Source organism: Streptomyces sp. NPDC033131, from assembly GCF_055578365.1.
The window spans coordinates 91,394-112,913 of the sequence record NZ_JBVIPA010000007.1; the positions used below are offsets into that span (position 1 = coordinate 91,394).

At 71.2% G+C, this 21,520-nt stretch carries 18 protein-coding genes; 9 read left to right on the forward strand and 9 right to left on the reverse strand.

The genetic code is table 11. The features are described 5' to 3' along the window. Nucleotides 1-21: 21 nt before the first annotated feature. Nucleotides 22-1,131, reverse strand: a complete 1,110-nt coding sequence (locus ACZ5XS_RS12265; protein WP_468650342.1) for a DUF2786 domain-containing protein — start codon at nt 1,129-1,131, stop codon at nt 22-24. A 65-nt stretch (nt 1,132-1,196) separates the two neighbouring features. Between ACZ5XS_RS12265 and ACZ5XS_RS12270 the strand changes: the two genes are divergently transcribed. The 3 genes from ACZ5XS_RS12270 to ACZ5XS_RS12280 all read left to right on the forward strand — a co-directional run bounded on the left by ACZ5XS_RS12270 (nt 1,197) and on the right by ACZ5XS_RS12280 (nt 4,387). Next, on the forward strand, nt 1,197-1,829 hold the full coding sequence (locus ACZ5XS_RS12270) for a LysE family translocator (RefSeq protein WP_468650344.1): 633 nt from the start codon (nt 1,197-1,199) through the stop codon (nt 1,827-1,829). Between the two features lie 48 nt (nt 1,830-1,877). Continuing rightward, entirely contained in the window at nt 1,878-2,612 is a 735-nt protein-coding gene (locus ACZ5XS_RS12275; RefSeq protein WP_468650346.1) for a Clp protease N-terminal domain-containing protein, read from the forward strand. An 89-nt stretch (nt 2,613-2,701) separates the two neighbouring features. Then, on the forward strand, nt 2,702-4,387 hold the full coding sequence (locus ACZ5XS_RS12280; RefSeq protein ID WP_468650348.1) for a bifunctional 3'-5' exonuclease/DNA polymerase: 1,686 nt from the start codon (nt 2,702-2,704) through the stop codon (nt 4,385-4,387). Nucleotides 4,388-5,051: 664 nt separating this feature from the next. On the opposite strand, the gene ACZ5XS_RS12285 is transcribed toward ACZ5XS_RS12280, so the two are convergent. The 6 genes from ACZ5XS_RS12285 to ACZ5XS_RS12310 all read right to left on the reverse strand — a co-directional run bounded on the left by ACZ5XS_RS12285 (nt 5,052) and on the right by ACZ5XS_RS12310 (nt 11,712). Beyond that, nucleotides 5,052-5,945, reverse strand: coding sequence for a glycosyltransferase family 2 protein (locus ACZ5XS_RS12285; RefSeq protein WP_468650350.1), 894 nt, complete (start codon nt 5,943-5,945; stop codon nt 5,052-5,054). A 160-nt stretch (nt 5,946-6,105) separates the two neighbouring features. Then, nucleotides 6,106-7,194 (reverse strand): HTTM domain-containing protein, encoded by a 1,089-nt coding sequence (locus ACZ5XS_RS12290; RefSeq protein WP_468650352.1) that lies wholly within the window; start codon nt 7,192-7,194, stop codon nt 6,106-6,108. Continuing rightward, nucleotides 7,184-7,978, reverse strand: coding sequence for a DUF5819 family protein (locus ACZ5XS_RS12295; protein WP_468650354.1), 795 nt, complete (start codon nt 7,976-7,978; stop codon nt 7,184-7,186). Before ACZ5XS_RS12295 ends, ACZ5XS_RS12290 begins: the two co-directional genes overlap by 11 nt. A 45-nt stretch (nt 7,979-8,023) precedes the next feature. Next, nucleotides 8,024-9,256: an ice-binding family protein gene (locus ACZ5XS_RS12300; protein WP_468650356.1), complete on the reverse strand. Its 1,233-nt coding sequence runs from the start codon at nt 9,254-9,256 to the stop codon at nt 8,024-8,026. A 718-nt stretch (nt 9,257-9,974) separates the two neighbouring features. Continuing rightward, nucleotides 9,975-11,081, reverse strand: a complete 1,107-nt coding sequence (locus ACZ5XS_RS12305) for a hypothetical protein (RefSeq protein ID WP_468650358.1) — start codon at nt 11,079-11,081, stop codon at nt 9,975-9,977. 217 nt (nt 11,082-11,298) lie between these two features. Then, nucleotides 11,299-11,712, reverse strand: coding sequence for a hypothetical protein (locus ACZ5XS_RS12310; RefSeq protein WP_468650360.1), 414 nt, complete (start codon nt 11,710-11,712; stop codon nt 11,299-11,301). Nucleotides 11,713-11,930: 218 nt separating this feature from the next. Between ACZ5XS_RS12310 and ACZ5XS_RS12315 the strand changes: the two genes are divergently transcribed. From ACZ5XS_RS12315 to ACZ5XS_RS12330, 4 genes are read left to right on the forward strand one after another with little or no spacing between them, the layout of a single operon-like run. Next, entirely contained in the window at nt 11,931-13,352 is a 1,422-nt protein-coding gene (locus ACZ5XS_RS12315) for a hypothetical protein (protein ID WP_468650362.1), read from the forward strand. Beyond that, on the forward strand, nt 13,352-14,692 hold the full coding sequence (locus ACZ5XS_RS12320; protein WP_468650364.1) for a hypothetical protein: 1,341 nt from the start codon (nt 13,352-13,354) through the stop codon (nt 14,690-14,692). The genes ACZ5XS_RS12315 and ACZ5XS_RS12320 overlap by 1 nt, the downstream gene beginning before the upstream one ends. 3 nt (nt 14,693-14,695) lie before the next feature. Then, entirely contained in the window at nt 14,696-16,306 is a 1,611-nt protein-coding gene (locus tag ACZ5XS_RS12325; RefSeq protein ID WP_468650366.1) for a hypothetical protein, read from the forward strand. Then, nucleotides 16,303-17,634, forward strand: a complete 1,332-nt coding sequence (locus ACZ5XS_RS12330) for a CHAT domain-containing protein (protein ID WP_468650368.1) — start codon at nt 16,303-16,305, stop codon at nt 17,632-17,634. Before ACZ5XS_RS12325 ends, ACZ5XS_RS12330 begins: the two co-directional genes overlap by 4 nt. A gap of 366 nt (nt 17,635-18,000) precedes the next feature. Here the strand turns inward: ACZ5XS_RS12330 and ACZ5XS_RS12335 are convergent, their stop codons facing one another. Beyond that, nucleotides 18,001-18,426 carry a hypothetical protein gene (locus ACZ5XS_RS12335; RefSeq protein ID WP_468650370.1) on the reverse strand — a complete coding sequence of 142 codons (426 nt, stop codon included), beginning with the start codon at nt 18,424-18,426 and terminating at the stop codon, nt 18,001-18,003. Between the two features lie 620 nt (nt 18,427-19,046). Here ACZ5XS_RS12335 and ACZ5XS_RS12340 point away from each other — a divergent pair. Both ACZ5XS_RS12340 and ACZ5XS_RS12345 read left to right on the forward strand, forming a co-directional pair. Next, a complete protein-coding gene (locus ACZ5XS_RS12340) occupies nt 19,047-19,640 on the forward strand; it encodes a GOLPH3/VPS74 family protein (RefSeq protein WP_468650372.1) in 594 nt (197 codons plus the stop codon). A gap of 22 nt (nt 19,641-19,662) precedes the next feature. Next, complete coding sequence (locus ACZ5XS_RS12345; RefSeq protein WP_468650374.1) at nt 19,663-20,475, forward strand: hypothetical protein; 813 nt, start codon at nt 19,663-19,665, stop codon at nt 20,473-20,475. Here ACZ5XS_RS12345 and ACZ5XS_RS12350 read toward each other — a convergent pair. Then, the gene (locus tag ACZ5XS_RS12350; RefSeq protein WP_468650376.1) at nt 20,446-21,519 is read right to left on the reverse strand and encodes a glycosyltransferase; all 1,074 of its coding nucleotides are present in this window, start codon (nt 21,517-21,519) and stop codon (nt 20,446-20,448) included. The genes ACZ5XS_RS12345 and ACZ5XS_RS12350 overlap by 30 nt on opposite strands. Between the last annotated feature and the right edge of the window lies 1 nt (nt 21,520).

A 21,520-nucleotide genomic window follows, 5' to 3' on the forward strand; every position in this document is an offset into this window, starting at 1 on the left:
GTCAGCGGGCGCGCGGCCGGCTCAGCCGAGCGGCCGGCGCGCCCGCACCTGCGCCCGGTCGGCCGCCTGCGAGCCCTCCGTCCAGCCCGCCTCGTCGCTGACGCCGCGCAGCCGGGTGGTGGTGGTCTCCGGGAACATCCGGTCGAGGCGGCCGGTGACCGCTATCTCGCGGGTGGCGAGGACCGGGAGCAGGTCGTCGCTCACCTGCGTCTCGGCCGCCGCGGCCAGGCGGGTGCCGACGCGGTGGGCGTAGGCCGCGAGGAAGGACTGCCGGAAGGTCTTGGTCCGCCTGCGGCCGCCCGCGCGCTGTGCCGCCTCCGCCTTCGCCATGGCGGACTGGGCCTGGACCAGCAGCGAGGTGTAGAGCAGTTCGGTCACCTCCAGGTCCGGTTCGAAGCCGACGACGGTGGAGAAGCCGAGGGGTTCGTTCCACACGGCCCGGCAGTGGTTGGCCGCGGCGACCGCGTCCAGCAGCACCGCCTTGGCCTGCTCGTACGGCGGCTCGACACCGATCCGGCAGGCGCCCGGCGCGTCGGCCGCGGGCGCCCCGGCCGCGAGCAGCGCCTCGTCCACGCTGTGCCGGGCCATCAGCTCCTGCGCCTTGGCGCTGAGCGCTTCGGCCTCCTCCGGGAAGCCGGTCGCCTCCGCCTTGGCGAGGAGGGCGCGGATACGGGTGAGCATGCGGGAGTCGGATGTGGGGTGGTGCCGGGCGGCGGGCTCCTCCAGGGGCTCGATGCCGGGCAGGCTCAGCAGGAGGCGGTACAGCTCCAGGACGGTGGTGGCGTAGGAGAAGCGGTCCGTGCGGGACGGCGCCTCGGCGGCCTCGGCGGCCAGTTCGTCGAGCTGGGCGCTCCAGCGAGGGCCGCGGGGGCGGTCGTACGACGCCTGGGAGCGGATCAGCGCGGACAGCACGCGCGCGTGCACGTCGCCCAGCTCGCGCCGCACGATCCGTACGACGTCGGCGGGCTGCCAGCCGCGCCGCCAGGCCGTCGCCGCGAACTCCTGGCCCCGCCGGTCGAGTTCGGCGTCCGCCGCGGGGTCGGCCGCGAGGAGGGAGGCGCCGGTGTCGAGGGCGGAGTCGGAGTCGGAGTAGAGGGCGGCCTGGAAGGCGCGTTCGACTGTGCTGGTCACCGGGCGATCGTCTCACCCCCCGAAACTCGATCGCCGCCGTGCGTCCGGGCTTCGAGCATGGCCGCATGGTGGACATGTCTCTCTACGCGGCCTTCCTGGTCGCCGCGTTCGCGCTCTGCGTGACGCCCGGTCCCGACATGATGTTCATCGTGGCGATGGGCGGCCGGGGCGGACCCGCGGCCGGGGTGATGGCCGCGTTCGGCGTGGCATGCGCCATGCTCGTGCACACGGTGGCCGCGGCGCTCGGTCTGTCGGCGCTCTTCCTGACGTTGCCGACGCTCTACCACGTGCTGCGCTGGGTGGGCGCGGCCTACCTGCTCCACCTGGCGGTGAAGGCGTTCCGGGACCGGTCGGTGCCGGGCGCGGAGGGGGTCGCCGCCGGGGCCGGTGCGGGGCTGCGGCGGGCCTTCTGGCAGGGCGCGGTGACCAATCTGCTCAACCCCAAGGTGATCCTCTTCAACGTGGCGTTCCTGCCGCAGTTCGTGGATCCGTCGCTGGGGCACGTCCAGGGCCAGTTCCTGCTGCTCGGCTGCACGATCGTGGTGATGGGCTTCCTGTGGGACGGCTTCGTGGGCCTGCTCTCGGGGCGACTGGCCTCGGCCTTGCGCCGCAGCGCGCGGCTGAACCGAGGGCTGAACGTCCTCTCCGGGACGGTCTTCGCGGGGCTGGCGGTCCGGCTCGTGGCGACACCGAGATAGTGTCAACCCGAGGTTGACACCCCTCCACTGTCAACCTACGGTTGACACATGACGACGAACCCCGACATCACGTCATCCGTACGCCTCGACGACCTGATCGCGGCCATCAAGAAGGTCCACACGGACGCGCTCGACCAGCTCCAGGACGCGGTGATCGCCGCCGACCACCTCGGCGAGGTGGCCGACCACCTGATCGGCCACTTCGTGGACCAGGCCCGGCGCTCGGGCGCGTCCTGGACGGACATCGGCAAGAGCATGGGGGTGACCCGGCAGGCGGCTCAGAAGCGGTTCGTGCCCAAGGAGACGGCGGACCTCGATCCCAGCCAGGGCTTCGGCCGCTACACCCCACGGGCCCGCAACGTGGTGATGGCCGCCCACAACGAGGCCCTCGCGGCCCGCAACGCCGAGGGCCGCCCCGAGCACCTGATCCTCGGCCTGCTCGCCGAACCGGAGGGCCTGGCCGCCAAGGCGATCACCGCGCAGGACGTCCTCCTGGACGCCGTACGCCAGGCCGCCACCGCCGCACTCCCGCCCGCGGCCGAGGAGGTCCCGGAACTCGTCCCGTACGGCTCCGACGCCAAGAAGGTCCTGGAGCTCACCTTCCGCGAGGCCCTCCGCCTCGGCCACAACTACATCGGCACCGAGCACATCCTGCTGGCCCTGCTGGAGTTCGAGAACGGCCGGGGCGTGCTGTCCGGCCTCGGCATCACCAAGGCGGCGGTGGAGGAGAACATCACCGCCGCACTCGCCAACATCACGGCGAAGCCCGGCGGGGAGGAATGAGCCGGGTCGGACGCGGTGACTGAGCAGGGGCGGACGGGATCCGAGCAGGTCGGAGGCCGTTGTCAGACCCTGCTGCCACACTCGCAGTCATGACCGACCGGTGGGCTCTCGCACCGGCCGAGGACGGTGGCGTGGAGATCGCCCCCCTCGGCCCGGGCGGGCTGCTCGCCGGGCCGGTGCGACGGGCGGCGGACCCCGCCGAGGCGGTACGGGGCCTGCCGGACGTCCCGCGCTGGGTGTGGCGGTCGACGGCCGAGACGTATCCGCGTCTGCTCGCCACGGGGGTGCGAGTGGAGCGGTGCTACGACGTCGAGGACGCCGAGACGCTGCTGCTCGGCCACGAGGGGCGCTCCGGCGAGCCGCGCTCGGCGGCCGCCGCCCTGGCCCGGCTGCGCGGCGGGCCGGTCCCGCCGGATCCACCGCAGCGGTCCGCCGAACCGGGCTCCCAGTCGCCCCTCTTCGAGCCGCAGTCCGTGCACCTGCCTCTCACGGAGCTCGTCGAGGTGTACGCCGACCAGCAGCGCCGGCACGACGCCACCGCGCACCCGGACCGGATGCGGCTGCTGACGGCGGCCGAGTCGGCGGGGATGCTGGTGGCCACCGAGATGAACCGGGCCGGACTGCCCTGGAGCGCCGAGGTGCACCGCCGGGTGCTGCACGAACTGCTCGGCGACCGGTACGCGGGCGGTGGTGAGCCCCGCCACCTGGCCGAACTCGCCGACGAGGTGTCCGCCGCCTTCGGGCGCCGGGTCCGCCCCGACCTGCCCGCCGACGTCGTCAAGGCGTTCGCACAGGACGGCATCAAGCTGAAGTCGACCCGGCGCTGGGAGATCGAGACGGTCGACCATCCGGCCGTGAAACCGCTGATCGAGTACAAGAAGCTGTACCGCATCTGGGTCGCGCACGGCTGGTCCTGGCTGCAGGACTGGGTGCGCGAGGGCCGCTTCCGGCCCGAGTTCCAGGCCGGCGGGACGGTCACCGGCCGCTGGGTGACCAACGGCGGGGGCGCGCTCCAGATCCCTAAGGTCATCCGCCGGGCCGTGGTCGCCGACCCCGGCTGGCGGCTCGTCGTCGCCGACGCCGACCAGATGGAGCCACGCGTCCTCGCGGCGATCTCCCGCGACCCCGGTCTGATGGAGGTGGCCGGCCGGGAGAGCGACCTGTACCAGTCCGTCTCCGAACGCGCCTTCTCCGGCGACCGCGCCCAGGCCAAACTCGCCGTGCTCGGCGCGGTCTACGGCCAGACCTCCGGCGACGGCCTCAAGAACCTCGCCGCCCTCAGACGACGCTTCCCGCGCGCGGTCGCCTACGTCGACGACGCCGCCCGCGCCGGCGAGGAGGGGCGGCTCGTACGCACCTGGCTCGGCCGGACCTGCCCACCCGCGGTCAGAACGGGCGACGACGCCTCCGAAGAGGCCGGCATCCCCCTCGCCGAGGACGAGTCCGAGGACCGGCAGTGGGTGCCCGGGTACGCCTCCAGCAACGCCCGCGCCCGCGGCCGGTTCGCCCGCAACTTCGTCGTCCAGGGCAGCGCCGCCGACTGGACGCTGCTCCTGCTCGCCGCACTGCGGCAGGCCTGCGCGAACATGGCGGCCGAGCTGGTCTTCTTCCAGCACGACGAGGTCATCGTGCACTGTCCCGAGGACGAGGCCGAGAAGGTCGTGACGGCGATCCGAGAGGCATCGGACCTCGCAGGTCGGCTGACCTTCGGCGAAACGCCGGTGCGGTTTCCGTTCACCACGGCGGTGGTGGAGTGTTATGCGGACGCGAAGTGATCGGCGGGTGTTGGTGGGGGCGGGGGCCAGTGGCGGGGCCTCAGCGAGCTCGGCGCTCGACAGTCGCGACGGTCGCGGGCACAGGGGTGCTCGACAGTCGCGACGGTCGCGGGCACAGGCGGAGACGGGCCCTGGCGGTCGCCGGTCTCGGTGGAGGCGGGCTCAGGCGGAGACGGGTCCGTGGCGGTCGCCGGTCTCGGTAGAGGCGGGCCCAAGCGACGGGCCCCGCCGGTGACGGGCCCCGCCGGTGACGGGCCCCGGTGGTCGCGGCGCTCAGCGATCGCGGGCCAGGCGGCGCCGGGCCTCGGCGGTGACGGGCCCAGTGCGGAGACGTGCCTAGAAGGTGGCGGAGCCTCAGCTCGGCGCTCGACCGTCGCGGCACTCGACAGTCGCGGGCTCAGGCGGAGACGGGCCCTGGCGGTCGCCCGGTCTCGGTGGAGGCGGGGCGACGGGCCCTGGCGGTCGCCCGGTCTCGGTGGAGGCGGGGCCAGGCGACAGGCCTCGACGGCGACGGCCCCGGCGGAAGACGGGCCCAGGCAGCGCCAAGCCTCGACGAGCGCGGGCCCAGGCAGTCGTGGCGCTCGGCGAGCGCGGCATCAGGCGGTGACCGGCCTCGGTCGGCGCCGCGTGTCGCGCCCCGAACCGCGACGGCGTCCGGTCCGTGTCAGATGACCGGCGGTCGTCCCAGTCGGCTGAGCTGCCAGACCGTACGCCAGCGCATGGGCCGCCGTTCGCCGGCGGGTTCCCGTACGCCTTCCACGAAGCCGCCGAACCAGGCGCGCAGTCCGGCCACGGACCGCACCCGCAGCAGCGTGAGCAGCGTCCACACGCCCAGGTGGACGGGGATCAGCGCGAGTGGCAGCCGGCGGCGGACCAGCCACACGCGGTTGCGGGCGTTCACCCGGTAGTAGATGGCGTGCCGGGCGGGCGAGGTCTTCGGGTGCTGGAGCAGCAGCTCGGGGGCGTACAGGATCCGCCAGCCGCCGTCAGCGGCCCGCCAGGCCAGGTCGGTCTCCTCGTGGGCGAAGAAGAACTCGGCGGGCCAGTCGCCGATCTCCGCGAGCATCTCCATGCGGAAGGCGTGTCCGCCGCCGAGGAACCCGGTGACGTATCCGCCGCGCATCGGATCGGCGGAGCCGACTCGGGGGACGTGCCGCTGCTGAGTCTCCCCGTTCTCGTCGGCGATACGGAAGCCGACGATGCCGAGGCGCGGGTCGGCGGCGAACAGTTGCGCCACGCGGCGCAGCACGTCGGCGTCGACGAGGAGTCCGTCGTCGTCGAGTTCCACGACGACGTCGACGTCCCCGGACTCCCGCAGCCGCGCCAGCGCCACGTTCCGTCCGCCGGGGCAGCCGAGGTTCTCCTCGACGTCGATGGTGGTGACCTCGCCGGGCAGGGACAGCCGCGCGGCGAACTCGGGCAGCCGGCAGCCGTTGCCGACGATCACGATGCGTGCCGGTGCGAGATCCTGCTTGGCCACGGACTCCAGCAGCGCGTCCACGTCGGCGGGCCGGTTGCCCATGGTCACCACGGCGACACCGATCCTCGGTTCCCGCACGCCCTCACCCCATCCCGCCACGCCCATCGCGATCGCGGTCGCGATGCTAGCCGTTCACTGTAGGGACTTTTTAAGTACGCGCGCGGCACCGGGTCCATTCACGACGACGACTCCGGCGCTGAGGCGCCGGAGTCGACCTTCCGTGCGGCGCTGTGGCGCGTCAACGTCCGGTGACGTCCGCGTCACGCGGTGCGGGCGCGATCTGCGATGGCACGAGTGCCGGTCCTCCGCGGGTCGGACCGGTCACCTTCCCGACGTCCGCCCGCCCGATCGTGCGCCGCAACAGCCGTCCCAGCAACCGGTAGAAGCGGTCCGGCAGGAACACGGCGTCCGCGATGATCATCGCGCCGGAGAAGAGGGGCAGGCCCATGAGGACGGCGATTCCCACGTGCATGCCCAACAGCATGGTCAGGACCGGGTACTTGAGCCGGCCGAACAGGACGAACGGGAAGGCGACCTGCAACAGCACGGTCAGGTAGCAGGCGATGCTGATCAGTACGTCGTGCTCGTCCACCATGAGGGAGAGCTCGGGCCAGGGCCGGAACAGGTCGAGGTTCAGGACGTAGTGGAGGGCGGTCCCGTTGCCCCAGGAGCCGCCCTGCACCTTGTAGAGACCCGCGGACCCGTAGAGGAAGCAGACCTGGGCCGCGATGACGAACATGGCGCAGTTGTGGAGTACCGCCGTCAACGTCCGTCGGGACCGGCGGAGTTCGTTCGCCTCCTGAACCGGCGGCGTGCGTGACGTGGTGTCCGCGGAGGCTCGGAGGCGGGCTCTGCGCGCGTCCAGCGACCAGTGCCTGCCGCACGCGGTGAAGACGAGGTACAGGGCCATGAGGAGGATGAGGTTGTCTCCTCCGTCGGTCATGAAGATCGCCCTGGCGTGGAACGAGGCCACCACGACGGCGAAGAGCACGGACACCGCTCTGGTCCGCCAGCCCAGCATGAACAGCGCGGACGTGACGAGGGCCAGCACGTAACAGGCCTCGAAGTACACCCGGCTCTCGGACAGGGTCAGGATGCTGGCCCACCCCGTCTGGTCGAACAACTGCCGGGTCAGTTCGGGCGTCCACGGTGACCCGGGGCCCCAGATCTCGTCACGGTGCGGGAACTCGCGCAACAGGAAGAGGAGGTAGAGAAGCCCGTATCCGATGCGCAGGACCGCCGCGGCGTAGAGGGAGACCGGCCGCTCCGTCAGGACGGTGAGAAGCTCACCGATCCGGTGTGGTGCGCGCGTCTGCTCAGTTTCCATGGGAGGCCACCTTCCACCAGGGCAGATACCGCGTTTCGGCATGCTTCGGCGCGGCGGCCGGGCCTGCCCCGCCGGGCGCGGCCGGCCCGGCAGGCGCGGCGATGGGCACCGTGATCACCCGCAACTGGACGGACTCGAAGGTTCCGCCCCGGTGGGCGGCGATGCGATCTGCCGCGATGTTGGTCAGGTACTTCTGGATCATCAACGCCCGCTCCGAGCGAGGCCGGTCGTCGGCACCGTGGGTTTCGAGGTACGAACTCCACGCCCGCCGCAGCGTGTTCTGTGCCGTGTGACTCGGGAAGGCATGGTGTTCCACCGCCGAGTTGTCTACGGCGCTCAGATCGAACCAGCCGCTCACCCGCACCCTGCCGTCCGGGGTGGTGTGCAAGGTCCTCGCCGACACCTGCCGGTTGACCGACTCGGGATCCGGCGCGAAGAGCCGCCAGTTCTGCTCGAACAGGGGGAAGACCCACGCATTGACCTGCCGACTGTATTGCTGCGAAAGGGGATTGGCCGGCGCCACGTGCAAGAACACGAGGAGAACATGGACCAGGGTCGTCGCCAGGCACAGGGTCACGGCGGCACTCGTTCCGGTCTTCAGGAGAATGCCCGCCTTGAAGGGAATGCCCACCTTCAGGAGAAGGGGCGAAGGCTTCTCAGGCAGCCCTTGATGCCCGGAGGTTTCCTCAACCGGCTCTCTTTGTTCTGTCGGCTCAGCGCTGACCCTGGCTTCTCTCATCGCTTCTCCCGGGATTTCACCAACGGCGCGCGACGGAATCGACATCAATCGATCCGCCGCGCGCCGCTCGTTCTGCTCACTCAGATGGAGCTAGGCAGACTGCTTGTGGTGCTCTTCCTGATCACTGCTGTAGCCCTCGGGCATGCCGGGCTTCCCGTCGTGCCCGTCGGGGTTCCCGCCCTGACCGTGCTCGTCAGGCTTCTCGCCCTGGGCGTGCCCGCCGGGCTTCCCGCCGTGATCGTGGCCGTCGGGCTTTGCACCATGGCCCTGCCCGCCGGGCTTCCCGCCGTGATCGTGGTCGTCGGGCTTCCCGCCGTGATCGTGGTCGTCGGGCTTCCCGCCCTGGTCGTGGTCGTCGGGCTTCCCGCCGTGATCGTGGCCGTTGCCACCGTTCGCACCCCCGTTCGCACCGCCGATCGCGCCACCGGTGGGGAGGCCCGTGGCGCCACCCGTGGTGGCACCGGCGATCAGGCCGCCCGGGGCGCCTCCGGTGGTTCCGCCCGTGGTGAGGACGCCGCCGAGAAGACCACCCAGGACGCCGCTGGTTCCGCCACCCGTCGGCACGCCGCCGATGGCGCCCACCGTGGTGCCCTCCGTGGTGCCTGTGGTGCCACCCGTGGTGGCACCGGCGATCACGCCACCCGTGATCAGGCCACCGGTGGTGCCACCGGTGCCCCCGGCCGCACACGGTCCGAGGAAGATCCGGTTCGTGTCCAGCGTCACGGCGCCGTTACCGGTTCCGCCCGCGTCGGCCAGCAGTCGGCCGTTGATGATCGCCCCCGTGGTGGCGCTGATCGATGTGTTGGCCAGGATGGTGCCCACGAACGAGGTGCTGGTACCGAGCGTGGCCGAACTGCCCACCTGCCAGAACACATTGCACGGCGAGGCGCCGTTGACGAGACTCACCGTGCTGTTGTCGGCTGCCGTCGTCAGAGTCGAACCGATCTGGAAGACGAAGACGGCATTGGGGTCGCCCTGGGCGTCCAGGGTGAGTGTGCCGGTGATCTGTGCGCTGCTGTTCGCCCTGTAGAGGCCCGGCGTCAGCGTCTGGCCACCGAACTCGTGGGGAGCGTCGTTGTACACCGCGTCCGTCAGCGCCTGTCCGGCGGCCTGGTTGTACGCGGTGGTCAGCTCGATCTTGGCCTGGCCCGCGTGGGCATCGGCAGCGTGCAGAGTCCCGGGCGGGGTCACGATGCCGGGCGGGAACCCGGTGATGGCGGTACCGGGACTCACACCGACGTTGAGACCTTCGACCACCGTGGGGCCGGTGTTGGTGACCGTCGCACCACCCAGTACTCCGTAAGTGGCCAGCGTCGTGCCCATGGGCACGGGGGTGGCAATGGCATTTGCGCGTGTCGGCGTCAGAACGAGGACGACGGCAGCGATTACCACAGCCGCTACCGCCGTGATCCACACCGACATGGTGCGCCGTAGCGGCGCATCAGGAATGTTCAGCGTCATCGAGGGGCCAACTCCTGTGAGGGGATGATGCCTATTCTGCGGTTCTCGCTTGCACGGAATCGCCTGTTTCTGTCGTCGGCACATTACGCAAGCGTGAAATCAATTTACGGTTCATGCGAGTAATATCACTGAAATCGACGAACAAATTGAGAAATGCATAGGAATGCTTAATGGGCCGAATGGCGTCGGCCGCGGCCCCCAGTCCTTCACGCGACAGAGACCTTCCGCGGACGGTACGTCCCGCAGACCGAGGCCGCTGTCGGCGCGGCGGTCCAGGGCGGCGACTCGCGGGTCTCGTTCGTCGACACCACCGGCTGGCTGGGCTCGGGCCACCTCACCGACTCGGTGCACCCAACGACCAGGGCCACCGGGTCATCGCCGACCGTCTCGCACCCGTCATCGCCGCCAGGATCGGCGCCTGACGGGCTTCGGGGCGGCCTGACACGGGCTTCGAGGCGGCCCTGGTAGACGGGGGCGGTCCCCCTGCTCAACGCCTTTGCCGCCTTGCCGCCTTGCTGCCTTGCTGCCTTGCCGCCTTCGTGGGCCGGATGACTCCGCGGCCGCCGGAACGTCTCTTCGGTCAGCGTGCCGGGCTGCGCCGGATCACCTTTCCCTTGTCGTCCGCGTCGAGCGAGGCCATGCCGTCGGGCCCGGTCACGGCGACCCGGACGACAAGGGCGCCGGTGAGGTGGTCGACGGTGACCTGCCAGGACTGCGGGGAGGGGACACCAAGAGTGGTCCTGGCCTCCTCGACCAGCGCGGGGATGCGCTCGTACGGCACCGAGGCCAGGTCGAACGTGGGGACCGGGGTGCCGGTGGGGGCGAACACCACCGACAGCAGGCTTTCCTGGACGACGACGGAGAGCACCGGACGCGCGTCCTTGCCCTGGGTCAGGGCGTCGACGGACCGGCCCAGTTCCCCCTTGTCGAGCAGCGACTGGCCCGGGCCGAGGGCGACCGTGGCCAGCCCGGCAGACGACGTGACCGTGGTGGACGACGTCGACGACGTCGACGAGACGGAGGGCTTCGCGGTGCCGGGCGGCCGCGTGGCGGACTCCGGGCTGAACAGTTCCGCGCGGAACAGCAGGGTCACGGCGGCCACGCCGAGGACGAGTCCGACGAGGACGGCGACGCCGAACGCGCGGCCCTCCGGCGGCGGTTGGACCGAGGCCGACTCGGGCGCGGAGTCGAGGCGGGCCTCTGCCGCCCGGCGTTCCCATTCCGGTGCCGGCCGCTCGACGATCCGTACCTGCCACGGCCGGTCCGGCGGGTACTCGACCACCAGGACGCCGCGCGCCCGGTATGCGGGGACGTCGACCAGGTTGATGCCCTGGGTGATGTCGACGCGGTACGCCGGCGCGTCCTCCGGTGCGACCGTGAGGTCGAACCGGATCGGTACGTCGGCCGAGAGTTCGGCGCCGGTGGCCTGCAGGTTCTCGATCATCGCGAGAGCCGTGCGGGGCACGACGGCCGCCTCACGGGCCCGCCGAGGCACGCCGGCCACGAAGAAGAGCACTCCGTAGACCACGGGCAGACCCAGGCCCGCGAGGATCAGCGGCACATTCTCCATGACGATGCCGGTCACCAATGCGGCCATGGACACCCCGCTCACGCCACCGGTCAGGAACCCGCGCGCGAGGGCGACCGGGCCACCGTGGGTGGGCCGCGGGCTCTCGGTGATCGTCATGCGGGTGATCGTCTCCCGTCCGGACGGCCGGCGGGAGGCCGTCGCGCAGGGCCGGCGGGAAGCCGTCGCGCAAGACCGGCCGAAGGCCGTCGAGCAGGGCCTTCCCCAGCCTTTGCGGCGAGGCCGCCGAACCGGCTGACACCGAACGCCGGCATGTGAGGCGCCCCGGAGCGGTCGCCGCCCCGCGTACGCCGTCCCGGCCGGGCGGAACCCGTCATCACGCCATCCCGGCATACAGGTAACCGCCCGGCCGCGCGGGGTCGGAGAGCAGCAGCACCTGGTCGCCGGCCCGGGGGATCCGCAGTTTCGACACGACCGTCTGGAGCGTGACCTGGTCGGTGACCCCGGCCGGCTGCACGACCATGTCCACCACGGGGTCGAAATTGACCAGCTTGCCGGTGTCGCTGATCGACACGACGGCAGCGGGAGTGGTCGGTGCCCCCATGGCGAGCAGCTGCTGGGCAGTGACGCCGGCCTGGTAGGAGCCGACCGACTGCTGGATCCTGTCGAAATCCTCACGGCTGACGAACGCCCTCGTGGCCCGGCCGTAGAAACCCTTGCCGTCGGCGATCTGGTTCGCGATCTCGGCGGCCTTCTCCTCACGGCTCTTGCGCTTTCCGAAGATTCCCATGACGTTCCTCCTTTGACGAGGTGTGGTGCTCAGACAGACCTGCTCAGACCCGAACGGGCGGACCGGAGCGGCGGCGGCGGGGTGGCCCGACGCCATGGACGCCAGGCTCGCCCGCCGAGATGGACGCTAGGCGGGAGCCGCCACCTACCGATCCCAGGTTCATCCGGGCCAATCCCTCGACGGAGCCCACGATTTGGAGGCGCCGTAATCTTGGGCGCATGCCGTCTCCGAGCAGGCCGACCGGCGGACAGGCTCCGCGAGCCATGGTCATCGACCGGGCCTGGCGCGCCCTGGGTCCGGGTCTGGAATCGCTGAGCGGCCCGGGTGGCGCGCCGCTGACCCGGACCGTGAAGCTGATCGTGCTGCCGCTGGTGATCAGGCCGTCGCTGCATCCGGACCTCGCGGCGGACTTCCTCGGCCCGCGCGAGGCCGCCCGCCTGGAGACGCTGATCCGGGAAGCAGGCACCGGACTTGAGGCGACGGCACGGTGGTTCACGCTGCTCAAGAAGACCCGGCGCGCGCTGGGCATCGTGGCGGGCAACCCGCAGGACCTGTACTTCCAGCTCTGCTTCGAACTGGCCACCGAGCACGGAGCACCCTCGGCCGATGCGAATGCGGATGCGGATGCAGTGGCCAGGGCGGCACTCGAGGAGGTCGCGGACGCGGCCCGCGGACGCACGGTGGAAGCACTGAAGGACCACCTCGCCGACGCGGCCCGGTACGCACGGCTCGACGGCGAGCTGGCCTCGGCCTGGGGAAGCCGTCGACCGGCCCCCGTCGGCGAAGCGGATGCGGTGCTCACCGCGGCGGCCGAAGTTCTCGACGCCTGTTGCGGTCCCGGCCCCGAGAGGGAGTCGCCGGCCTTCGCGGCGATGGTCGACGGCGCGTACGGCAGCCTGATCGGCCGCGCCTTGTGGGCGTATCCGAGCGGGGTCCGCGGTATCTGGGGGCGCGACGAGCTGCCTCCACACCTGAACCTGACCGCCCGCCACGTTCCACCGCGTCCGGCGGTCGGCCGTAGCGCATCGACCGCCACGCTCCCGGCTCCGCTGGACCGTACGGTGTTCGAGCGGATCTTCGTGGTGCTGCAGGCGTCGACCCGGCGCGAACACCTGCCGGCGGTGCCGGAACTGGTACGGCGGGAGGTCACTCGCAGCTGCGCTCCGCTCGGCCTGTCCGACGAGAGCCTGCGCGTCACCGTCGTCCTCGGCGGTCGGCTCGCCGTCGGTCTCGACCCGCTGGGCAGCGGCGGGTCCGTGCTGCCGCAGACAGCGGCGCACCGCGCCGTCAACGGCCGTTGGCAGCGAGAGGCGTCGGTCCTTCGCGCGCGCAGGATGACGACCTCTCCGGACCCCGACGGCGGTCCGCTGGCCGCGCTCGCCGACGACCTCCGTACGCCGTGGGCCGCCTACATGCGGCGCCTGTGGGTGCGGCTGCACGGGCGGGACGTCCGCGACGCCCCGCTCGACGACGTGGCGTCCGTCTGGGCCGTGCTCGACGGCGTGAGCCGCTCGGTGATGATGGACCACCGAGCCCGCGTCCGGTCGGCGCTGCGCGCACTGTCGGCCACCGGCTCAGCGGTGCCTTCCCAAGCCACGTCGTACGCCGGCCCGCAGACGGCCGAGCCGAGGAGCGCGTGATGGCGAGGGACGAGGGCGAGGCCAACGTCGAGGGCGAGGGCGAGGGCGAAGCCAACGTCGACGGCGAGGTCGAGGTCGAGGTCGACGTCACACGGTCCGACGACGGCGCGATCCGGATCGCCGCCGCGCCGCCCGGCGGACACCGCCCCGCCTTCGCCCAGGCCGTGCTCGACGTCGCGGGCGCGGTTCTCATCTGGCCGGTCGCCGACGACCCGGGCCTGCCGACGGCGTACGTCCATGACGTGGGCCGCGCCCAGCAGTGGCTGTGGGCGGTCTTCGGCGAGCGCACCGCGACCGCCGTGCAGGCGTGTGCCACGGGGCAGTTGGACCACGTCCGGGCGGCGGTGAACACCACCGCGCTCGCGGGCAGCGCCGCCCGGCTCGCCTTCGGGCACTGGGCGGCCAGGTGGTGGCCGGCGTCGTATCCGGACGGGATACCCGCGCTCGAACAGGACCTGCTCGGGATGGAGCTGGCCGCACTCACCCACCAGTGCCAGCAGTTGTTCGACTCGCCCGGCGATCAACCCGACGACTGCACGGCCCAGCTGATCGTCGAACACCAGGCGGCACTCGACCCACTGATCCAGTGGTGGCGTGCGCTACCGGCGCACGGCGATACCGCACGGTTCCTTGAGAGCGTCCTGCGTCTGATCGACGCCGCGGCGGACAACGCCGGACTGGACGGGACGGCACTGCGCCGCCTCCGGTCCACCCTCGACGAGGACCGGCCGGCCGACACGCCGGTCGAGCCGGGTTCGTTGTTCGCAGGAGCAGGCGGACCAGGCGGACCAGGCGGTTACGCCCTCACGGCAGGCACCGCGCCCGTCACGAACGGCCGGGTCATCGCCCGGGGAGCAGGCGTCAACGACTGGCGCCGCTACCCGCCAGGTCTCGTCGACGCGGCCGAGACCGCGGTGACCTGGATCGCCCGGGCGGTCGGTGCGCGACGCCAGATCGAGGTCGAGGTCCTCGCCGACGCCGCGGCGCCCACTGCCGGGGTGCCCCTCGTGGCGGAGGTTCGTGTGGACGACGGCACGGCGGACCGTATCCCGCTGGCCAGGCGGGACGACGTATGGACCGGCCGGGCGGACCTGGACGCACCGGCCGCAGGGCAGCCGCACATCGACGTACACGTCCTGCTGCCCGGTTTCGACCCCGGCTTCGACCCCGGTGCCGACGTCCCCACCGACGGCCGCGCCGACCGCGACGCGATCCGCGCCCTGGTCCGGCGGCGCCTGGCGAACGGGACTGAACCCGCGCCGCGGAGCTCACCCATGGGCTCGTTCGGCCCGTTCCTCGCCGAGATCGCCGCCTCCGCGAGCACCGGAGAGGACTTCTAGCCGATGCCGGACGAAGACGAAGGCCGACGAGAGGGAGAGGACGAGGTAGCGGCGGTCCCGCTGTTCGGAGAACCGTTCGACACCGGCCTCGCCACCGCCGAGCACTGCCTGCGGATCGCGGATCACGCCGGCGCGCAGGCAGCCTACGAGCAACTGCTCACCGCGGCCGAGTCCTTCGAGGACTCCCCCGACGTGCGTTTCCTGCGAGCACACCTGCTGGCCAACCTCGGGATTGTCCAGCTCACGGCCACGGACCTGGCCGGGGCGGCGACCGCCATGGAGCGGGCCCTCGACCTGCTGCGCGAGATCGAATCCGTGCCGATGGGACCGCTCGGTCGCCAACTGTTCCTGGACGACGTGCTGAAAGTACTGATCGGCAAGGCCGACCTGTCGCGCCGCACCGGGAACCTGGACCAGGCGCAGGCCTGCCTGGACGAGGCGACTGCCTGGATGTCCGAATTCGAAGGCGGCGACGGCACCCGCGCCGCCGAACTGGGCAACAACCGGGTTCAGTTGCTGATGTCCCGTAGCGAGTGGGGCAGGGCCGAAGAGCTGGCCTCGGCCGTGGTGTCCGCCACGCCCGTCACCGTACCGACCGTGCCCCACCTGCTCACCGGCCTGGCAGTGATCTGCGCCTCGACCGGCCGGTTCGGCCTCGCCGAGGACTACCTCGCCCGCGCCGATGACGGCTTCCGGGCACTGGGCGAAACCGGTGAACAGCAGCAGCTGATCGCGCAGCGGGCGTACGTTGCGATGCGCCGCGGCGACCTCGACCGCGCGGAGCGCATGTACGCCGAGGCATCCTCCGTCTTCGAGCGACAGCGGCAATTCGGCGATCTGGCGGTCTGCGAGCAGGCCCGTGGCTTTCTCGCCGCCCTGCGCGGTGACGCCGCCGGGGCGGACGACCTGATGACGGCGAGCCTCGCCCGCTTCGAACAGGCCGGTGCGTCGATCGCGGCCGCGGACACCATGCTGCTGGCCGCCCAACAGGCCTACATCCGGGGCGACATCCCCGAGATGCAACGGCTCACCGAAGGCGCGCGCGAGGTGTACGAGGCACAAGAGGTCTATGAGCGCTGCGCCCAGGCGGACTTCATGGTCGCGTCGAGCATCGAGGACCGCCTGATCCGGTCGGATCACGGGGCTCACGAGAGGGCGGCGGTCGACGCCGCTCTCGCACTCGCGCTTCCCGCCGCACTGGCACTGGAAGCGGCACGATACGACTTCGCCACCGGCCACGCCCGCAGCCAGTGGCTGGAACTGGCTCGGGAGGCCATGCAGTTGGCCTTCCGCCTCGCCCTACGCCGCCAGGACCAGGGGCTGCTCTTCGAACTGGTGGAATTCCGCTGCGCGGGCGCTCCATTGGCGCTGGACCGCATCCCGCCCCCGGCTCCCGCTCCCGCTCCCGCTCCGGCTCCCGTTTCCGGTACGGCGATCTTCCCGGATCCCGCGATGAAGACGTACGGGCTCAGGGACCACCTCCGCGTCACCCGACCCCCCAAGGTGCTGATGTCGCCGGACCACGACCGCACCGCACTGCAGGAATACGTCGAAGCTGCCGAGTCCCGTTACCACCGACGGGTCGTGAGCGAGGAAAGGGTGCCGTCCTGGTGACCGACGCTCTGACACCCCGTCCCGTCGTCCAGGTCCGACTGGCCGACGCGGGCGACCTGTTCATGGCCTGGAGATGGACGAGCGGAGCTCAGGGCTTCGGCACCGGGCACGCGCCCGGGAACGAGGTCGACGAAGCGGTCCGCGCGCTGACCGCCGCGCTGCCGGGCGCTGGCGACGGCGACGGCGACGACACCGGCACCCGCCCCGGCACCGGCACCGGCCCCGGCGCGGGGATGCGAAGCGCGCTCACATCGGGAGCGATGGCCGATCACCGAACCGAACACCATCTCGCGAGCCGACTGGCCGAGGCGTTGTGGCCGACGGGTCTGACCCAACAGATCCGGCACGTGTCCGCGGGCGGCGCCCGCCCGCTGGTCCGGATCCAGCCGTCGCCACGGGTCGCTCAGGTCCCCTGGGAACTGCTCGCGGTCGACGGCCAGGCCGACGACACCCGGCTCGTCGACCTCGCGGACGTCGTGACCACCGCACCCGTGTCACTACGACCGCCGGCCGCTGAAGCCCGCCCGGCACCCGACGCCGACGCCGACAGGGCAGCCGTCGTTCTCGTCCTCGACCCCCGGGTCCCCGGATTCCGGGCCGACTCCCCGCTCGGTTCGGTCCTGGGACCGCCCGGCTCGGACCCCGCACTGCTCTCCCTGGTACAGCGCCACCTCGACACGGGCCGCGTCGCGCCGCCCCTCCCCACCGCGGCCGAGGCCTTCCGCCGCACCGACCTGGACCGCGACTGGCTGAGCCGCGTGCTCCGGGAAGGCGCACGCCGGCTCATGTACGTCGGGCACGTGAGCCGGGCACCGGCCGAAAGCGGGCAGAGCGAGGACGCGACCCTCCACCTGTGCTGCGGCCCCGGGACCACCGGCTTCACCGAGCCGGTCCGCACACATCGGCCGCTGTCGGCCAAGGACCTCCTGCTCGGCACCCTCACCCTCGAGGCGGACGGCGTGCCGGGTTCGCGCCTGTGGCCCGCACCGCGCCGTGTCGCGTTGATCGCCTGCGAGAGCGGCGGCGACCTCCGGTTCACCGAATCGTTCGGCCTGGCGTCAGCGATGATTCACAACGGCGCCGAACTGGTCACCGCCACCCGCTGGGTACTCCCCACCAGCTTCGCCTACCACCGGCTGGCCGGCCTGGCCGAGTCCCTACGCCCCCTGTCGGAGGCGATCATCGCCGTCGACACCGCCCACGAACACCACGACCCCGTGCACCGGCTGGGCCTCTGGCAACGAGAACAACTGAACCACTGGCGCACCAACAACCGCATCGAGCATTCGCCCCTGCTATGGGCGGCCATGAGCTGCGTCGTGAGGTGACGACCAAAACGCGACGCACCCGCAGAAGAGCACCACCAGATCCCCCAGAAGCAAAAGCCCCAGGTCACGGCGAGTGAGTCCTGAGGCTTCCACAGAGCCGCCTTCGGGATTCGAACCCGAGACCTACGCATTACGAGACCATGAGGAATCGTGTTGCGTGGTGTTCCGTCGTGCTGCGTGGTGACGTCTTTTCCTGGTCAGAGCCTATGCGGCAGTTGACCCGTGTGACCCCGTGATGCGCTGTCCAAAGGCGTCTGTCCACCGGCTGTCCACCAGCGGAATTGCTGAAGAGCCGCCAGAAAGAGCGCCCCGAGCGCGCAAACCCAGCTGCCCAGAGGGCTAGCAGGACAATCATCCGTGACACGGTCACGGCAGGATGGCCGGCAGGCGGTGACCGTCCGTCGCCGTGGGCTCGGACTTCCAGGGCGTGCTGACCGAACCGGTCGCCTCGGCGCCGCCGTTGAAGCTCCGCTGTTCCACGACGAAGCCCTGGTGGCGGGCGTCGTCACGGGTCTTCGTGCCGTCGGAGGCGGTAACCGTCACGGACTTGGTGCCGCCGGACTCCTTCTCCCGGTCGCCGTCCATGCCCTGGAGGTGGGTGGTCTCCGTGCGGAGCTGCTTGCTGCCCGCCTCACCCGTCTTCATGGTGACCGAGCGGAAGCCGCGCCACTGGTTCCAGGTCTTCTTCTTGGTCTTGACCAGCTCGCTGTCGTCGAAGGCCCAGGCGGCGCCCGCGTAGTCGTACGACGTGACCTTGTTCGGGCCGGTGACGGTGACCTCGTCCTCGATCACCGTGTCGACGACTAGGCGAACTACATCGAAGTGGGACACTCACGTAAGCCGCATAACAGCCTTGACCTGCATAAACGCCCCTGAGTGGTCATTCGGGAAAGTGTGGCGCAAGGCGCTTGACGGCCTGTTGATCGTGGCCCGTGTCATGCCGGCGGGCGTTGACCATGGGAGCGCTACGCGCGTAACTTGGCGCCTGAGCGCCCCGCCGAGCACCCACAGGCAGCCCCACACCGGGCTTTTGTGTCGGTGGGGTGGCCGGTCGGGTCGTGAAACTCACCGGTCAGGGAAGACCAGTTCCCCGCTCGATGACGCCGCAGTGATCCTGCCCTGGCGTCACAAGGCAGAGGGATTGAAATGTACAGACCAATACGGATGGCGGCGGTGGGCGGGATGCTCGCTGTCCCGTTCGCCCTGGGCGCCCCGCAGGCTTCCGCCGCGCAGACCTTCGCCGCGCCGCCCGAGGGCTTCGCCCGAGAGGGCTTCTTCGGCTCCGCCGCCACCTGTGAGTCCAGGGGTGTGAACGGCACCGCGGAGGGAAGGCGAAATGCCTACCTCTGCCATCGGGAACTCCCTCTGACTCCTTTCGTCGACCTCTATGTGAAAAAGCAACGGGGGATTCTATGACCACGAATCTGACCATCGGCGAGCAGATCGTGCTGCTCGCGCTGGACGAAAAGACCGGCGAGCTGCGCGAGGCGCCGCTGCGGGTGTCCCTGGCGGCCTCGGCCGCCGCCCTGCTGGAGCTGGAGCTTCCCGGAACACCGGTGAGCCCGGCGGCTGCGGCCATGGACGAGCACAAGCGGAACCACCCCGAGGAGACGCCCCGGGAGTGGCTGCTGGCAGTGCGGGAGGCGGCGCTCGACGCGGCGTACCAGGGGCTCCTGGAGAAGGAGCTCGTGCGGGAGCAGGGGCGGCGGGTGCTCGGCGTGTTCGGATCGGTGAAACACCCGGTCACAGACCCGTCGGAGCCGGCAGCGCTGCGCGGACGGCTGACCTCCGTCCTCGCCGAGGGCCAGGACCCCGACGAGCGCACGGCCGCGCTGATCACCGTCCTCCACCACTCGGGCCTGAAGGCCGTCCTGCCGCAGGGTCCCGCCCTCGATGATCGACTGACCGCGATCACCGAAGGTCAGGGCCGGGCCGCGGCACTGGGGGACACCATCCGCACCACCATCGCCGCTCTCACCGCGGTCATCGCCGCGTCCGCTTTTTAGGGCATTCACGGGGGAAACAGTCTTGAGTGTCTCCGTACACCAAACGCTTTTACCAGAACACTCGGAACATCTGGAAACCGGCGAAGACATCGAAAGCGTCGGACGACTGCTGGACCAGCGGCTCAGGAAACTGCATGCGGAACAGCAGGAAATCCTGTCGTTCGGCTACTCGCTGATCCGCCAGTCCCTCCTACGGCGTCCCACCGGACAGCCCCGGGAAGACGACAGTGGCATGTGCGACCGGGCCGTGGACCTCATATCCCAGGCCCGGCGCGAAGTCCTGACGATACAGCCGGAACAGACCCTGACACCGGAGGCGATCCTCACCGCGCGCCGCATCGGCCTGCCCTGCCTGCGGCGCGGGGTGGCGATGAAGGTCCTGCTCCAGAGACGGGCCCTGGAGAACGAGGCGACGTCCGCGCTCTTCGCCGAGCTGATCCGGCACGGCGCACAGGTCCGCCTCCTCGACGGCGAGTTCAAACGGGTGCTGATCGCCGACCGGGAGACCGCCCTCGTCCAGGCGGAGCGGGACACCGCACCGGGCGGGGCGCGCGTGGAACAGGGGGCGCTGGCCGACGTCCTCCTGTCGTTCTTCGACCTCTGCTGGTCGAAGGCGCTGGACGCCTCGACGCTGTTCGATCCCGTCCTGCTGGACGGCACGCATCTGAAGGTGCTCCAAGCCATGTCGCGCGCCGACAAGGACGAGGTCGGCGCGCGTGAACTCGGCATCTCCGTCCGCACCTACCGGGGGCGGGTCGCGGAGCTGCTGAGACGCCTCGAGGCCACCACCCGCTTCCAAGCGGCCCTAAGGGCCAAGGAGTTGGGCCTGATCTGAACGCCCAGCCCGCCCGCCGGGCCCGTCCTCGGCCAGGTCCCTCACCAGCCGCAGCACACGCGGCTGGACCGAGGGCACCAACCGAGCGGCCCGGTGGGCGTGTTCGGTGCGGGAGCAGAGGAGGTTGCGGGCGAGGGCGTACCGGCCCCGGTCCGGGACCAGCACGAGTTCCTCGAAGAGCTTCACCTCGCCGGAGACCACCCGCCGGATCTCGTCGTCGAGGTCCCCGTCCCAGTCGAGGGGGCGGACCAGCGCGCCGGAGTCGTCCATCCGCCGGTACCAGTCCCTCATGTCCGCCGACACGGCCGCGCGGAACGACTCGTCGTGCCGGCCGGACCGGAGTTCACTCAGCAGCCCGTGGGCGGTTCGCGCGTCGTCGAGCACGACCAGGGGCAGACGGTGGGGGCGCGGCATCCGGTTCCTACGGGTGCCGACGTCCATCAGGAGGGCCGCGGTCGGTTCGACGACGGTCCGGAACGTGTACCCCGCGTCGGCCACCCGCAGCCACAGGTCCCAGTCCTCCAGGCCCGCACCGCCGCGCCAGCCCCCGACCCGCTCCACGACACCGCGCCGGTGTGCCGCCCTCGACGGCTCGAACATCGGTCCTAGCACCTGGAGTTGGGGGTGCCAGAAGGCGGACAGCGGGGCGAACTCGGCGGCTTCCGCGCCGTCCGCGTCGTGGTAGGTGCAGCCCGTCACCGCGAAGTCCGCGCCCGCTCGCAACATGCCGAGCAGGGCCTTGAGGTGGCCGGGGCGCCAGAGGTCGTCGTGGTCGAGGTAGGCGATGAACTCGCCTCGGGCCAGGGCGAGTCCGGCGTTGCGGGGGCCGCTGGGGTGGCCGCTGCGCTCGACGCGGTGGAGTCGGACGCGGGGGTCCTGGCGCGCGGCACGCAGTACCCAGTCGTCGGTGTCGTCGTCGGAACCGTCGGAGAGGACGAGCAGTTCCCAGGCCTGGAGGGTCTGGGCGCGGACGGAGTCGATGGTTTCGGTGATCTTCGCCGATCGGTTGTAGGTCGGGCAGATCACCGAAAACAGCGGCGCCACA

Coding starts and splice junctions, on each gene's coding strand:
- ACZ5XS_RS12270 (WP_468650344.1), top strand. CDS start 1,197: ATGGTGGACATGTCTCTCTACGCGGCCTTCCTGGTCGCCGCGTTCGCG.
- ACZ5XS_RS12275 (WP_468650346.1), top strand. CDS start 1,878: ATGACGACGAACCCCGACATCACGTCATCCGTACGCCTCGACGACCTG.
- ACZ5XS_RS12280 (WP_468650348.1), top strand. CDS start 2,702: ATGACCGACCGGTGGGCTCTCGCACCGGCCGAGGACGGTGGCGTGGAG.
- ACZ5XS_RS12290 (WP_468650352.1), bottom strand. CDS start 7,194: ATGGAAACTGAGCAGACGCGCGCACCACACCGGATCGGTGAGCTTCTC.
- ACZ5XS_RS12295 (WP_468650354.1), bottom strand. CDS start 7,978: ATGTCGATTCCGTCGCGCGCCGTTGGTGAAATCCCGGGAGAAGCGATG.
- ACZ5XS_RS12300 (WP_468650356.1), bottom strand. CDS start 9,256: ATGGGCACGACGCTGGCCACTTACGGAGTACTGGGTGGTGCGACGGTC.
- ACZ5XS_RS12305 (WP_468650358.1), bottom strand. CDS start 11,081: ATGACGATCACCGAGAGCCCGCGGCCCACCCACGGTGGCCCGGTCGCC.
- ACZ5XS_RS12310 (WP_468650360.1), bottom strand. CDS start 11,712: ATGGGAATCTTCGGAAAGCGCAAGAGCCGTGAGGAGAAGGCCGCCGAG.
- ACZ5XS_RS12315 (WP_468650362.1), top strand. CDS start 11,931: ATGCCGTCTCCGAGCAGGCCGACCGGCGGACAGGCTCCGCGAGCCATG.
- ACZ5XS_RS12320 (WP_468650364.1), top strand. CDS start 13,352: ATGGCGAGGGACGAGGGCGAGGCCAACGTCGAGGGCGAGGGCGAGGGC.
- ACZ5XS_RS12325 (WP_468650366.1), top strand. CDS start 14,696: ATGCCGGACGAAGACGAAGGCCGACGAGAGGGAGAGGACGAGGTAGCG.
- ACZ5XS_RS12340 (WP_468650372.1), top strand. CDS start 19,047: ATGACCACGAATCTGACCATCGGCGAGCAGATCGTGCTGCTCGCGCTG.